Here is a 13,790-nt window from a genome sequence, read left to right as displayed (position 1 = left end):
TGCGCCCTGCCAGCGCGGATGGCGGCACCGTAACAGTGCGCACCGATGGAGTTGCGCTGGGTGATCAGGCGGCGTTGGAGTAGCAGCGGGATTCGAGGTAGCGGCGGGTGATGAGGTCGGCGAGCTTGGGGTGCGGGCCGATGGGGGCGGAGATGACGGGGGCGCCGGTGGTGGTGAGGACGGAGTGGAAGCGGCCGGGGGCGAGGAGCCAGGAGCACACGGCCACGCGGCCGGGGGCGGACGACACGACGTCGGTGATGTGGGGGTGGGCGGTGGCGGCGTAGCCGATCCGGACCGGGGTGCCGGTGCGGGCGGCCAGGAGAACCGCGGCGCGGTGGACGTCGGCGAGGGCACGGGGGTCGGAGGAGCCGGCGGCGGCGAGGACGAGGGTGTCCCGCGGGGTCCAGCCGGCGGCGATCAGGCGGTCGTGGGCGGCGGCGACCAGGGCGGGAGCGGGGCCGAGCGGCGGGGTGATGGTGACGCCGGGGCCGGCCTGGGCGGGGACGTCGACCCGGACGTGGTAGCCCGAGGCGAGGAAGGCCGGGACCACGACCGCGGGACCGGACAGTGAGCGCAGGACGGAACGCAGGGAGGGCGGGCGGACGTCGGCGTAGGCCACCCGGACCGGGACGCCGGGCAGGCGGGTGCGGACCTGGCGGGCCACCTCGTGAATCACCACGGCGCCGGCCGGGTCGCGGGTGCCGTGCGCCACCAGGACCAGGGTCATCGCTCGTCGACGGCGAGCCGGTAGCCGCGCTTGACCACGGTCTGCACCAGCCGCGGCTCACCGAGCGCGGCCCGCAGCCGGCCGATCGCCGACTCCACCGCGTGCTCGTCCACCGGCTCGGAGCGCCCGGAATGCTGGCGCAGCACGCCGGAGAGCACCCGCCGGGACAGCACGTGACCGGGCGCGCCGGCCAGCGCGCGCAGCACCGCCATCGGGGCCGGCGGCACCGGGCGCAGCGAACCGTCCAGCACCACGGCCTGACCGCGCAGCTCCAGCCCGCTGCGCCCGACCCGCACCCGGACCGCCCGGGCCGGCAGTGCCACCGCCAGCTCCCGGACCAGCGAGCCGATCCGCGCCCTGGCCGGCTGCACCACCGGAATTCCGTTGCGGGACAACGGTCCCGCCGTGATCGGGCCGACGCAGGCGACCAGCACCTGGTCCCGCAGCCGGCGCACCAACTCGTCCAGCCGCCCGCCGCGCTCGGCCGCGCGCAGCAGGCTCGCCGCGGCCGGCGCGCTGGTGAACGTGAGCGCGTCCACCTGGCCGGCCAGCACGGCGTCCAGCAACCGCTCGAGCGGAGCCGGGTCGGCCGGGCCGGTCCACCGGTACACCGCGATCTCCACCACGTCCGCGCCCGCCGCGCGCAACGTGTCGACGAACTCCGGCAGCGGCTCGCCATGCAGCTGCACCGTGATCCGCTGACCGTCCACTCCGGACGCGACCAGGTACTCGAGCAGTTCGGCGCTGGCCTCGGACTCCGGCGACCAGTGCTCGACCAGCCCGGCCGCCCGGATCGCGCCCTTCGCCTTCGGGCCGCGGGCCAGCACCCGGGCCCCGCCGAGCATCGCGCGCAGTTCGTCGCCGAGCCCCCAGCCCTCGGCCGCCTCCATCCAGCCGCGGAAACCGATTCCGGTGGTCGCCACCGCCACGTCGACCGGTTCGGCCAGCAGGCTGCGGGTGGCCCGCAGCAGCTCGGTGTCGTCGGTCACCGGGATGATCCGGATCGCCGGACCGTGCTGGACGCTCGCTCCCCGCCGTTCGAGCAGTGCGCCCAGCTCGTCGGCCCGCCGGGCCGCGGTCACGCCGACGGTGTATCCGGCCAGTGGCAGCATTTCCACGCCAGGTGCCTCCACCGCCAGCGTCACTGCGCCCCGACCAGCACCGTGCCGTCGTCCGACAGGCGCACCGGATACACCCGGACCGACACGTTGCCGTCGTCGAGACACCGCCCGGTGCGCAGGTCGAACGCCTGCTTGTACACCGGGGACACCGCCACCGGCACCCCGCCGCGGTCGCCGACCAGTCCCCGGGAGAGCACCGCAGCGCCGCTGAACGGATCCACATTGGACAGTGCGAACACCTCGTCGTCCACGGTGCGGAACACCGCGACCTGCGCCCCGCCGGGCAGCAGCGCGGCAACCCCGCGGTTGGGCTGCAACGCGGACACCCGGCACACCGGGGTCCACGTTCCCTCGTGCAGCACCGTCATAGCACCACCTCCGGAACACCGAGTTGGACCGGAACGCGCTGGCCACGCTCCGCACGGAAGGCGATCATCGGATCGGGCGTGCCCGGGGCGTTGACGAACGAGGTGAACCGGGCCAGCTTGTCCGGGTCCTCGAGCACACCCCGCCACTCGTCGCTGTAGGACTCGACGTGCCGGGCCATGGCCGCCTCCAGGTCGGCGCAGATGCCCAGGCTGTCGTGCACGATCACGTCCCGCAGATGGTCCAGGCCGCCGTCCAGCGCCTCGACCCACCCGGCGGTGCGCTGTAACCGGTCGGCCGTGCGGACGTAGAACATCAGGAACCGGTCGATCAGCCGGACCAGCGTCTCGGTGTCCACATCGGACACAAGCAGGTCGGCGTGCCGGGGCCGGAACCCGCCGTTGCCGCCGACGTAGAGGTTCCAGCCGTGCTCGGTGGCGATCACGCCGAAGTCCTTGCTCCTGGCCTCGGCGCACTCCCGGGCGCAGCCGGACACCGCGGCCTTGACCTTGTGCGGCGCGCGCAGGCCCCGGTACCGCAGCTCCAGCTCGATCGCCAGGGTCACCGAGTCCTGCACGCCGTACCGGCACCAGGTGGTGCCCACGCAGGACTTCACGGTGCGCAGCGCCTTGCCGTAGGCGTGCCCGGACTCGAACCCGGCATCGACCAGCCGGCGCCAGATCCGGGGCAGCTGCTCGACCGTGGCGCCGAACAGGTCGATCCGCTGCCCGCCGGTGATCTTCGTGTACAGCCCGAAGTCCCGGGCCACCTCGGCGATCACCATCAGCTTCTCCGGGCTGATCTCGCCGCCGGGGATCCGCGGAATCACCGAGTAGGTGCCGTTTCGCTGCAGGTTGGCCAGGAAGTGGTCGTTGGTGTCCTGCAGGCTGGCCTGCTCGCCGTCCAGCACGTGCCCGCTGCCGAGCGAGGCCAGGATCGAGGCCACCGCGGGCTTGCACACGTCGCAGCCGCGCCCGGTGCCGTGCCGGGTGATCAGCTCGCTGAACGTGCGGATCCCGGTGGACGACACGATCTCGAACAGCTCGGCGCGGCTGTGCGTGAAGTGCTCACACAGCGCGGTGGACTGCGCCACGCCGGCCGCGGCCAGCAACTGCTTGAGCATCGGCACGCAGGACCCGCAGCCGGTGCCGGCCCGGGTGCAGGACTTCAGCGCCGGCACGTCGGCGCAGCCCCCGGCGATCGCGTCGTCGATCGCGCCCCTGGTCACCGCGTGGCACGAGCACACCTGGGCGTCCGCCGGCAGCGCGCCGGCCCCGATCGCCACGCCATCGCCGGCCGGTGCGATCAGCGTGACCGGGTCGGCCGGCAGCTCCCGGCCGACCAGCGGGCGCAGCGCGGTGTACGTGCTCGCGTCGCCGACCAGCACCCCGCCGAGCAGCGTGCGGGCGTCGTCGGAGACCACGAGCTTCTTGTACGAGCCGGAGACCGCGTCCTTGACCGCCACCTCGAGCGCGCCCTCGGTGCGGCCGTGCGCGTCGCCGAAGCTGGCCACGTCCACGCCGAGCAGCTTGAGCTTGGTCGAGGTGTCCGCGCCGGGGAAGGTGGCCGCGCCGCCGAGCAGCCGGTCGGCGACCACCTCGGCCATCGCGTAGCCGGGCGCGACCAGCCCGTACACCCGGCCGTCGAGGCAGGCGCACTCGCCGATCGCGAAGATGTCCGGATCGCCGGTGCGGCAACCGGAATCCACCACGACGCCGCCCCGTTCGCCGACCGGGAGACCGGCCGCGCGGGCCAGTTGGTCGCGCGGCCGCACGCCCGCGGAGAACACCACCAGGTCCAAGTCCAGCTCGGTTCCGCTGGACAGTGTGGCGATCATCCGATCGCCGTCGCGGCGCACCGCGGTGGCCGAGGTTCCGGTGTGCACGGTGACGTCCAGCCGCTCGATCAGCCGGCGCAGCAGCGCGCCGCCGGCCTCGTCCACCTGCAGCGGCATCAGCCACGGCCCCAGCTCGACCACGTGCGGGGACAGTCCCATGTCCCGCAACGCCTTGGCCGCCTCAAGGCCGAGGAGTCCGCCGCCGACCACCATCGCGGCCCGCCGGCCCCGGCTCCGGGCGGCGTCGCGCACGTTGGCCCGGATCGCGTCCAGGTCGTCGATGGTCCGGTAGACGTGGCAGCCGGGCAGGTCGGCACCGGGCACCGGCGGCACGAACGGGGCGGAGCCGGTGGCCAGCACCAGCCGGTCATAGCCCTGGACGAACCCACCGGCGGTCCGCACCGTGCGGGCGGACCGGTCGATGGCCGCAACCGGGTCGCCGAGCCGCAGCGTGACCAGCGGGTCGCCGGCGTGCTCGGCCCCGTCCAGTTGCAGCGCACCCGGGTCCCAGGTGTCCACGTAGGACGTGAGGGCGACCCGGTCGTAGGCCGGCCGGGACTCCTCGGCGAGCACCACGACCCGCCAGGCACCCTCGGCGTCCCGGTCCCGCACGGCCTGCACCAGCCGGTGCCCGACCATGCCGTTGCCGACCACGACCACGGTCCGCGCCATCCGCGATTCCCTCCTCCTGCTTACCTGCCATCGTCAGTTCCGGCCGTGTCCGGCCCGGGTCACCCGAGTTGCGACGCTGTTACGGATCCCTCCCGCCGCAGCTCACCGCGCAGTGCGTGCCATTTGGCATCGATCTTGACCGGTGATCGCCGCATACTGGGTGAAACCTCGAGCCCTGGGGGTGTTCGATGGATGCTCTGCTGATCACCGCGCTGCTGGTCGTCGCGGCGGCGCTGTTGCTGTTGCCGCCGGCGGCCAAGTCGGTGGACCTGCTTCCGACCGAGATCGGGTACCTGAACCGCGGCGGCCGGGGAGCCGTGGCGACCGCGCTCACCGTGCTGTACACCGCCGATCTGCTCGAGATCCGGTACCGGAGCACGGTCGAGCGGTCGGACAAGCCGTTGCCGTCCCGGTCCGAGCTGGAGCCGTTCGTCCGGGCGGTGTACACCGACATTCACGTCCAGGCCCGGCCGGGCGCGCTGCCCAGCCGCCCGGCGGTGCGCCGCGGCCTGGCCGCGCTGGCCGCCCGGCTGGCCGACGCCGGGCTGGTACCCGGCCGGTTCCGGCTGTTGGCCGGACGGACCGTGCTGGCCGCGGCGGTGGTGCTGGCGATCGTTCGGCTGGCCGCCCGCAGCGGCGCGGGCGAGGCCCTGCTCGCGCTCATCGCCGGCGCGGTCGTGCTGTGGCGGCTGTCCCGCCGCACGATTGCCGGGCACCGCCTGCTGCGCAGGTTGCGCCGCGACTACACCCGCCGGTGGTCCGGCACGCCGGACGACGACCCAGCCCCGGCGGCCGGCGTCGCGCTGGTGCCCGGCCACGGCGCGCCGGTCGATGCCGCGGCCCTCGGCCTGGTTGCCAGCCTGGGCGCCGTGATCGGAATCCACGTCCCGGACTTCGGCGGTTGGGATAACGGTGGTGGTGGCGGCGGCGACGGCGACGGGGGCGGCGGTTTCTGAGCTACACCCGGGCGTAGGCAAGGCTCGGCACCCGGTTGACGGCGAAGGACCTGCGCAGGTAGTAGAACCAGGTCATGCCGGCGAACACGACGTAGCCGGCCAGGAAGACCCACAGAGCCGAGGTGGACCAGTCGGCGTTGGCCGCGGCCACGGCGGACTTCTCCGCGGCGCTGGCGGCGGCGACCTTCGCGGTCACGTCCAGGCTGGCCTGGCGGAACATGACCTGGATCAGGAAGCCGCCGAACGCTCCGATCGCACCGGCGATCCCGATCACCGCGGCCGCCTCCCGTTTGAACCGCAGCGCCGTGGCGGCCGGATCACCGCCCTTCTCGGCGACCTCCTTGCGGCCGAGCGCGCTGAAGATCAGCGGGATCATCCGGTAGGTGGATCCGTTGGCCGCGCCGGACAGCATGAAGATCACCATGTAGGAGCTGAAGAACAGCCCGAAGCTGTGCGCCTTGACCCCGGCGATGGCAAGCGCGGTGAGCAGTCCCATGCCGACGAAGCACCAGAAGGTCACCGTCGAGCCGCCGATCCGGTCGGACAGCCAGCCGCCGAACGGCCGGGCCACCGAGCCGATCAGCGCGCCCATGAAGCCGAGACCGGCCAGATAGGTGGCGATGAACGGGTTGGCGGCCAGGAACTCCGGGAAGGTGTTCTTGATCACCAGTGGCAGCGCGAACGAGTAGCCGATGAACGAACCGAACGTACCGATGTAGAGGATCGACATGATCCAGGTCTGGCTGTGCCGCAACGCGCTCGCGTAGGACCGGGTGTCCGCCTTCGCGTCGCTGATGCTGTCCATGAACAGCCACGCGCAGATCGCGGCGACCACGATGAACGGAACCCAGAACAGGCCGGCGTAGGCCAGGTGCACCTCGTGCTTGGGCAGCTTGGCCGCGGCCACCGGCACCCCGACGATCACCACCAGCGGCACCACCAGCTGCACCACCGCGACCCCGAGGTTGCCGCCGGCCGCGTTCAGGCCGAGCGCGAAGCCCTTCTTCTTCTCCGGGTAGAAGAACGAGATGTTGGCCATGGACGAGGAGAAGTTGCCGCCGCCGAAGCCGGCCGTCGCCGCGCAGGCCAGCAGCACCCAGAACTGGGTGTCGTGCGGCGCCGCCGCGAGCCAACCGCTGGGCACCACGACGGCCAGCAGCAGCGCCGGAATGAGCAGCAGCGTGGCGCTGATCCCGGTCCAGAGCCGGCCGCCGAACCGGGGCACCGCGAACGTGTACGGGATGCGCAGCGTGGACCCGATCAGGTTCGGCACCGCGGTCAGCCAGAACATCTCGGCCAGGCTCATCGGCAGCCCGGCGTTGGCCAGATTGATCACGACCACCGACCAGAGCACCCAGATGGCGAACCCCAGGTGCTCGGCGAAGATCGAGAAGATCAGGTTCTTGCGGGCGACCCGGCGTCCGGTGCTGGCCCAGAACTCCTCGTTGTCCGGGTCCCAGTGGTCGATCCACCGGCCGCCACGGCGGACCGGTGATGCCGCGGGGGCCTCCAGAGTGGCACTCATACTCGGGGTTCTCCTTCTCAGCTGGTGGCGGCGAGCCACTCGGCGATGCCGCGGACGGTGTCCCGGCAGCTTCCGCAGCCCGTGGTGGCCCTGGTGGATTCGGCCAGCCCGGCCACGTCGCGTTTGCCGGCGCGCCAGGCCGTGACGAGCTGTCCCTTGGTGACGGTGTTGCACCGACAGATCAACGCCGACGCCGGCAGGTCGGCCGGGCTGTGCGCGGTGGGCGCCCCGGACCGGCCGAGCAGCAGGGCGATCCGGTCGGACGGCGCCGGCACGCCCCGGTCGTAGAGCTGGGTGACGGTGGCCGCCGCGTCCGGCAGGCCGAGCATGATCGCGCCGGTGATCTGCCCGTCCCGGATCACCAACTTCCCGTACCGGCCGCCAACGGTGTCCTGCAGGCAGAGCACCTCGGCCTCGGTGTCGTCCGGGCCGGTGTGCACCTCGCCGAGTGCGGCCAGGTCGACGTCGCGGGCCTTGAGCCGGGTGACCACCGGGGTGCCGAGGTAGCGCGCCGCCGGGTCGGCGCCGGTGACCAGGTCGGCGAGCACGGCCGCCTGCTCCCAGGCCGGCTGGACCAGCCCGGCCACGGTCCCCGGATGCCGCGCGCAGTCGCCGATCGCGTGCACCCGGGGATCGTTGGTGCACAACTCGTCGTCCACCAGCACGCCGCGGTCGACGGCGAGCCCGGCGGCCTCGGCCAGTTCCGTGCGCGGCAGCACCCCGGCGGAGACCACGACCAGCTCGGCCGGGACCAGGCTGCCGTCGTCCAGCTTGAGCCCGTCGCCGCGCAGGTAGCCGGCGGCGAGCACGCCGAGCCGCAGCTCGATGCCGAACCCGGTCAGGATCCGGGCGAGCACCCGGCCGGCGGCCGGGTCGAGTTGGCGCTCCATCAGGTTTCCGACCGGGTGGATCACGGTGACCCGACAGCCCCGGGTCGCCAGCCCGCGCGCGGCCTCCAAGCCAAGCAGCCCGCCGCCGAGCACCGCGACCGGGGCGCCCGGGCGGGCCTGCGCCAGGATCCGTTCGCAGTCGTCCAGCGTGCGGAACGCGGCAACGCCGGCGGAAAGCTCCCCGTCGTCCCCGGTCAACCCCTCGGTCGGCGGAACCCATGGCCGGCTGCCCGTGGCCAGCACCAGCACGTCGTAGTCCACGGTGGACCCGTCGGCGAGCAGCACCCGCCGGGCGGCGCGGTCGACGGCCCGCACCGCGGTGCCCAGCCGCGGCGCCACGCCGGCCGGGCGCGGCAGTCGCACCGCGTCCGGGGTCATCGACCCGCCGACCACCGCGGAGAGCAACACCCGGTTGTAGGCGGGATGCCGTTCCTCGCCGAGCACCGTGACGTGCACCCGCGCACCGGCCGGGTCGCGCCTGCGGATCTCCTCGACCAGCCGGGCGCCGGCCATGCCGTAGCCGACGACCACCACCCGCCGGGTCATGTCCGGGCCTCCGCCCGGTCGATGCGCACGGCGCACACCTTGAACTCCGGCATCCGGCTGGTCGGGTCGAGCGCGGTGTTGGTGATCAGGTTGGCGCGCTGCTCGTCCGGGAAGTGGAATGGCACGAACACCAGATCCGGCCGCAGGGTCGGCACGTGCCGCACCCGGGCACGGACGGTGCCGCGCCGCGAGCTGACCAGCGCGGCGTCGCCGTCGGCCAGCCCGGCCCGCCGCGCGGTGTCCGGGTGCACCTCGACGAACGCCTCGCCGACCGCCGCGGTCAGCTCGGCCACCAGCCGGGTCTGCGCGCCGGACTGGTAGTGCTGCAGGACCCGGCCGGTGGTGGCCTGCAAGGGGAAATCGGCGTCGGGCGGCTCGGCCGGTCCGGTGTGGTCCACCGGGACGAACCGGGCCCGGCCGTCCGGGTGGGCGAAGGAGCTCAGGAACATCCTCGGCGTGCCGGGATGTTCTGCGGTGGGCACCGGCCAGTGCAGGGCTTCGCCGGCGCGCAGCCGGTGGTAGCTGATCCCGGCGTAGTCGGCCGGGCCACCGGCGGAGGCCCGGCGCAGCTCGTCGAAGACCGGCTCGGCCTCGGCCGGGAACCGGTCCGGGGGCTGACCGAGCCGCACGGCGAGGTCGTGCAGCACGGCCAGGTCGGTGCGCACCCCCTCCGGTGGGTCGATGGCCTTGCGGCGCAACAGGATCCGGCCCTCCAGGTTGGTCATGGTGCCGTCCTCCTCTGCCCACTGGGTCACCGGCAGCACGACGTCGGCCCGGGCCGCGGTCTCCGAAAGGACCACGTCGGCGACCACCAGCAGATCCACTGTGGACAATCGGTCGGCGACTCGGGCGGCGGCCGGTGCGGACACGCCCACGTTGCTGCCGAAGACCAGCAGGGCGCGCGGGCCGGTTTCGGTGCCGAGCGCGTCCAGCAGTTCGTAGGCCGAGCGGCCGGGGCCGGGCAGCGACTCCGGCGCCACCCCCCACACCCCGGCCACGTGCGCCCGCGCGGCCGGGTCGTCGATCCGCCGGTAGCCGGGGAGCTGGTCGGCCTTCTGACCGTGCTCGCGGCCGCCCTGTCCGTTGCCCTGCCCGGTCAGGCAGCCGTAACCGGAGCCGGCCCGGCCGGGCAGGCCGAGCGCGAGCGCCAGGTTGATCCAGGCGCCCACGGTGTCGGTTCCGGTGGCGTGCTGCTCGGCGCCGCGCGCGGTCAGCACGTAGGCCCGGTCGGCCCGGGCCAGCAGCTCGGCGGCGGCGCGCTGGTCGGCGGCGCTGACCCCGGTGATCCGCTCGACCCGCTCGGGCCAGGCACCGGCAGCAATCCGCCAGGCGGCGTCGAACCCGGTGGTGCGCGCGGCGAGGTAGTCCGTGCGCAGGTGCCCGCCGGCCACCGCGGCATGCAGGATGCCGAGGGCCAGCGCCAGATCGGTGCCGGGTGCGGGTTGCAGGTGCAGGGTGGCCTGCTCCGCGGTCGGAGTGCGGCGCGGGTCGACCACGATCAGCCCGCCGGCGTCCCGGGCGGCGGTCAGGTGCTGCATGAACGGCGGCATGGTCTCGGCCGGGTTCGCCCCGACCAGCAGCACCGCGTCGGCGTCGGCCAGGTCGGTGACCGGGAACGGCAGCCCGCGGTCGACGCCGAAGGCGCGCAACCCGGCGGCGGCGGCCGAGGACATGCAGAACCGGCCGTTGTAGTCGATCTGCGCGGTGCCCAGCGCGACCCGGGCGAACTTGCCGAGCAGGTAGGCCTTCTCGTTGGTCAGCCCGCCGCCGCCGAACACCGCGACCGAGTCCGGTCCGTGCTCGGCGCGCAGCCGGGTGATCGTGCCGGCGACCAGGTCGAGGGCCGCGGCCCAGCTGGCCGGCCGCAGTTCGCCGCCGGTACGGACCAGCGGGGTGGTCAGCCGGGCGGCGGAGGTGAGCAGGGTGCCCGCGGTCCAGCCCTTCTGGCACAGGCCGCCGCGGTTGGTGGGGAACTCGCGCGGCGCCACCTCGGCACCGGTCAGGCGCATGCCGCACTGCAGAGCGCAGTACGGGCAGTGGGTGTCGGCCATGCACCACCTCCCTCCGGGTCGGGCTCGACCGTAGGAAGGGGTTGTTACCCGGGGATGCCTGCGTGTTTCGGGAGCGCGAACTTGGCTGCGCAGCGCGGCGGGGCCGGCGGTGAGGATGTCCAGCTACCGTTCAGTAACTTTCTGCCTCGTTACTATTGAGTAACTTTCGGGTGCGTCTTACTGTGAGGATCACCACAGGCCAGCGACGTCCTGCACATGGAGGCATCCGTGATCCGTCGTATCGGCATCTCACTACTCTCCGTTATTTCTACAACACTCTTCGTCATTCCAGCAGCTCCGGCGGCCGCCGCCGGGCCCGATCCCGTGATCATCGTGAACGGCACCTTCGGTCCCGCGTTCTTCTACGAACCGCTCGCCGCACGACTGCGGCACGACGGGTACCGGGTGTCCATCTTCGAGCTGCCGAACCTGGGCACCGGCGACATCGCCGCCACCGCGCGGGCCCTGGACGCCTTCGCCGACCGGGTGCGCGCCCAGACCGGCGCGGCCCGGGTGGACCTGGTGGCCCACTCGCAGGGCGGCCTGGTCGCCCGGCAGTACGTGAAGTTCCTCGGCGGTTCGTCCGAAGTGGACAGCCTGGTCAGCATGGCCGCACCGCACTACGGCACCGTGATCGCCAACCTGGCCGCGTTCTTCGGCCTCGGCAACTGCCTCGGCATCGTGGCCTGCAACCAGATGGCCGCCGGCTCGGCGTTCCTGAACAACCTCAACGCCGGCGACGACACCATCGGCGCCGTCCGCTACACCAACCTCTACACCGTCCTCGACGAGTTGGTCCGGCCGATCGACAACGCCACCCTCCGGGACGGCGCCACCAACGTGCTCATCCAGTCCCGGTGTCCGCTGCGCGTGGTCGACCACATCGGCCTGCCACTCGACGGCACCACCTACACCGGCATCACCGACGCACTGCGCGGCGCCCCGATCACGCTCAACTGCTTCGCCATCTAGGTCGAACCGGGGTGCCGCGGCGCGCGCCGCGGCACCCTTTTCACGCTCCCGCCGAGTTGCCCGCCCCCTACCCCCTCCCGGCCCGGTCGCTTTGCCTGGGTGGCAAGGCATCGGCCCGCGGCGCACCTAACCTCAACTGCCGGAGGTGCTCCGCAGATGGACCCGGACCGCCGCCTGGTGGCGGCCCTGATCGTGCTCCGCGACCACCTCTGCCCCGTCGTCGACGACCTGCTCGCCGGCCGCCTCGCCAACCCCGACCGCCGCGACCTGGCCCGAGCCCTCCGCACCGTCGCCGACGACCTCGACCCGATCACCATCATCGACACACAGCCGTAACCGGCAACCCGGTCCTGGCCACACACGTTCACCGGTGCGCCGGTCGGGTTCCGCGCAGGCCCCGCAGGAAATCCTCGGCCTCCCCGGTGAGATGGATCAGCCGGTGCGCGGCACCGTCCACCTCCACCGCCGCGTCCTCGAATGCGGTCACCGCCACCTCCACCGCCGTCGTTTTCGCGCTCGCATCGTTGGCCAACCGGCGCAGCGACGCGGCCAACGTCGGTTCGCCGGCCTGCTCGACCGCCAACGCGACCTCCCGGGCCCGCGCCGCCACGTCGACCGCCTGACGCCGAGCGGCGCCGACCGCGAGGCACCGCTCGGTCTCGGCCGCCCACCCGTTCAGACCGGCGAGGACTGCCGGAAGCTGGTCTCGCAGCGCGTGCACGGTCGCGCGGTCCATCTGGATCTCGCAGTGCGTCCCCTCGGTCTTGATCACCAGGGCGGCCATCTCCTCCGCCCGGCTGACCACCAGGTAGAGCGAATCCGTTGCGCACACGCTGATCCCGAGGGAATCCACGCTCATTTCGGATCGACCTCCGCATCGCTGACCGCCCACGGGGCTGGACGGCAGATACGCAATATATGGGGCGCAAGTACGCCTAGCAACTCTAAGTGCCACCACAGTCACGGTGAGCACACGCTAGTCTCTGCGCGTGCCGACCACCCCCACCCGGCGTAAGCGACGACTCGGCCAGCTCCTTGAACGCCTCCGGCTCGACGCCGGGCTCAACCTGCGCGACGCGGCCGAGCTGCTCCGGGTCAGGGAACCGACGGCGAGTCGTTACGAGACAGGGCAGATCCGTCCCGGCTGGCCTGCTCTCCAGGCCTTGCTTGGTCTCTACGGCGCCGATGAGGCGAAACGTGCCGAGGCAGCGGTCCTGTGGGAGGACGCTGGCGAACCCGCGACGAGAGTGGTCACACCGGCCGGCAGTTCGCGAGCCTTCCGCGCATTCCTTCGGGCGGAAGCCGAGGCGGACACCGAGCGCGCCCTCTCACCGCTGGTCGTCCCGGGACTCCTCCAGACCGTCGCCTATGCGCGAGCGATCAACGCGTCGGGCCGGCAGTTCCACGTCTCTGAGCGGACTGAGCGCTATGTGACCGCACGCATGAACCGACAGGTGCGGCTCACCGAGGCCAATCCGCTGAAACTGCACGCGCTCATCGACGAGGCGGTGATCCGCCGCGTCATCGGCGACACGTCGGTAATGATCGACCAGCTCAACCATCTGGTGCAGATGGGCAAGCATGACAACGTGACCATCCAAGTCGTGGCATTCCGCGCCGGAGCGTACGCGACGATGGAAGGAGCGTTCATGATCATCGGGTACGCGGCTGACGACCTACCCGTTGTGTTCGTGGAAGACGCGGCTGGCGGTGTGTGGGTGGAGAATGAGAACGACGTCGGGCAATTTGCCGCCATGTTCGACGAGGTAACCGACTTGGCGCTGACCCCGGAGGATTCCGCAGCACTCATCGCCTCAGGGGTAAGGGATCTGGAGAAGAGGAAATGATCAATCAGACCAGGTGGCGCAAATCCAGCCGGAGCGGCGCGAGCGCAAACGGCTGCGTCGAACTGGCCCACACCCTCGACGCTGTGCGCGACTCGAAAAACCCAACCGGGCCAACCCTGCGGATCGACGGTGCCGCACTGGTGAACGCCGCCAAGAACGGCAACCTGAACCAGGTCTGAGTACCGGCCCGTTTTGGGAACTCGCGGGTCCCGAAGTGGGGACTCGCCGGGGTTCCACCACATCTCAGACGTAGTCCGAGATGTGGTGGGCGGCGCGTTCG

General features: G+C 72.4%; 13 protein-coding genes. 5 read left to right on the top strand and 8 right to left on the bottom strand.

The window, feature by feature from the left end; translation table 11 throughout:
- Positions 1 to 64: 64 nt before the first annotated feature.
- The 4 genes from VFV67_RS10775 to nirB are packed head-to-tail and all read right to left on the bottom strand — an operon-like array spanning position 65 to position 4,723.
- Complete coding sequence (locus VFV67_RS10775) at positions 65 to 727, bottom strand: sirohydrochlorin chelatase (RefSeq protein WP_326469233.1); 663 nt, start codon at positions 725 to 727, stop codon at positions 65 to 67.
- Positions 724 to 1,839, bottom strand: a complete 1,116-nt coding sequence (locus VFV67_RS10770) for a uroporphyrinogen-III synthase (RefSeq protein WP_326469291.1) — start codon at positions 1,837 to 1,839, stop codon at positions 724 to 726. The genes VFV67_RS10775 and VFV67_RS10770 overlap by 4 nt, the downstream gene beginning before the upstream one ends.
- A gap of 29 nt (positions 1,840 to 1,868) precedes the next feature.
- Complete coding sequence (gene nirD / locus VFV67_RS10765; RefSeq protein ID WP_326469232.1) at positions 1,869 to 2,216, bottom strand: nitrite reductase small subunit NirD; 348 nt, start codon at positions 2,214 to 2,216, stop codon at positions 1,869 to 1,871.
- Positions 2,213 to 4,723, bottom strand: a complete 2,511-nt coding sequence (nirB, locus tag VFV67_RS10760; RefSeq protein WP_326469231.1) for a nitrite reductase large subunit NirB — start codon at positions 4,721 to 4,723, stop codon at positions 2,213 to 2,215. The genes nirD and nirB overlap by 4 nt, the downstream gene beginning before the upstream one ends.
- A gap of 188 nt (positions 4,724 to 4,911) precedes the next feature.
- On the opposite strand from nirB, the gene VFV67_RS10755 reads away from it, so the two are divergent.
- Positions 4,912 to 5,679, top strand: coding sequence for a TIGR04222 domain-containing membrane protein (locus tag VFV67_RS10755; RefSeq protein WP_326469230.1), 768 nt, complete (start codon positions 4,912 to 4,914; stop codon positions 5,677 to 5,679).
- 1 nt (position 5,680) lies between these two features.
- Here the strand turns inward: VFV67_RS10755 and VFV67_RS10750 are convergent, their stop codons facing one another.
- From VFV67_RS10750 to VFV67_RS10740, 3 genes are read right to left on the bottom strand one after another with little or no spacing between them, the layout of a single operon-like run.
- A complete protein-coding gene (locus VFV67_RS10750) occupies positions 5,681 to 7,204 on the bottom strand; it encodes an MFS transporter (protein ID WP_326469228.1) in 1,524 nt (507 codons plus the stop codon).
- 17 nt (positions 7,205 to 7,221) lie between these two features.
- Positions 7,222 to 8,640 (bottom strand): FAD-dependent oxidoreductase, encoded by a 1,419-nt coding sequence (locus VFV67_RS10745; protein ID WP_326469227.1) that lies wholly within the window; start codon positions 8,638 to 8,640, stop codon positions 7,222 to 7,224.
- A complete protein-coding gene (locus tag VFV67_RS10740) occupies positions 8,637 to 10,691 on the bottom strand; it encodes a molybdopterin oxidoreductase family protein (RefSeq protein ID WP_326469226.1) in 2,055 nt (684 codons plus the stop codon). Before VFV67_RS10740 ends, VFV67_RS10745 begins: the two co-directional genes overlap by 4 nt.
- Positions 10,692 to 10,919: 228 nt before the next feature.
- On the opposite strand from VFV67_RS10740, the gene VFV67_RS10735 reads away from it, so the two are divergent.
- Together VFV67_RS10735 and VFV67_RS10730 are read left to right on the top strand one after the other, a co-directional pair.
- On the top strand, positions 10,920 to 11,663 hold the full coding sequence (locus VFV67_RS10735; RefSeq protein WP_326469225.1) for an esterase/lipase family protein: 744 nt from the start codon (positions 10,920 to 10,922) through the stop codon (positions 11,661 to 11,663).
- Positions 11,664 to 11,819: 156 nt separating this feature from the next.
- Positions 11,820 to 11,999, top strand: a complete 180-nt coding sequence (locus VFV67_RS10730; RefSeq protein WP_326469224.1) for a hypothetical protein — start codon at positions 11,820 to 11,822, stop codon at positions 11,997 to 11,999.
- Between the two features lie 28 nt (positions 12,000 to 12,027).
- Here the strand turns inward: VFV67_RS10730 and VFV67_RS10725 are convergent, their stop codons facing one another.
- Positions 12,028 to 12,522: a hypothetical protein gene (locus VFV67_RS10725; RefSeq protein WP_326469222.1), complete on the bottom strand. Its 495-nt coding sequence runs from the start codon at positions 12,520 to 12,522 to the stop codon at positions 12,028 to 12,030.
- A gap of 130 nt (positions 12,523 to 12,652) precedes the next feature.
- Between VFV67_RS10725 and VFV67_RS10720 the strand changes: the two genes are divergently transcribed.
- Both VFV67_RS10720 and VFV67_RS10715 read left to right on the top strand, forming a co-directional pair.
- On the top strand, positions 12,653 to 13,510 hold the full coding sequence (locus VFV67_RS10720) for a helix-turn-helix domain-containing protein (protein ID WP_414636222.1): 858 nt from the start codon (positions 12,653 to 12,655) through the stop codon (positions 13,508 to 13,510).
- Positions 13,507 to 13,689, top strand: coding sequence for a DUF397 domain-containing protein (locus VFV67_RS10715; protein WP_326469221.1), 183 nt, complete (start codon positions 13,507 to 13,509; stop codon positions 13,687 to 13,689). The genes VFV67_RS10720 and VFV67_RS10715 overlap by 4 nt, the downstream gene beginning before the upstream one ends.
- The last annotated feature ends 101 nt before the right edge of the window (positions 13,690 to 13,790 follow it).

Origin of the sequence: Actinophytocola sp. (assembly GCF_035762905.1) — a bacterium.
Classification (GTDB): Bacteria; Actinomycetota; Actinomycetes; order Mycobacteriales; family Pseudonocardiaceae; genus DASYTH01.
This window is presented reverse-complemented; position numbering and strand designations above follow the sequence as displayed.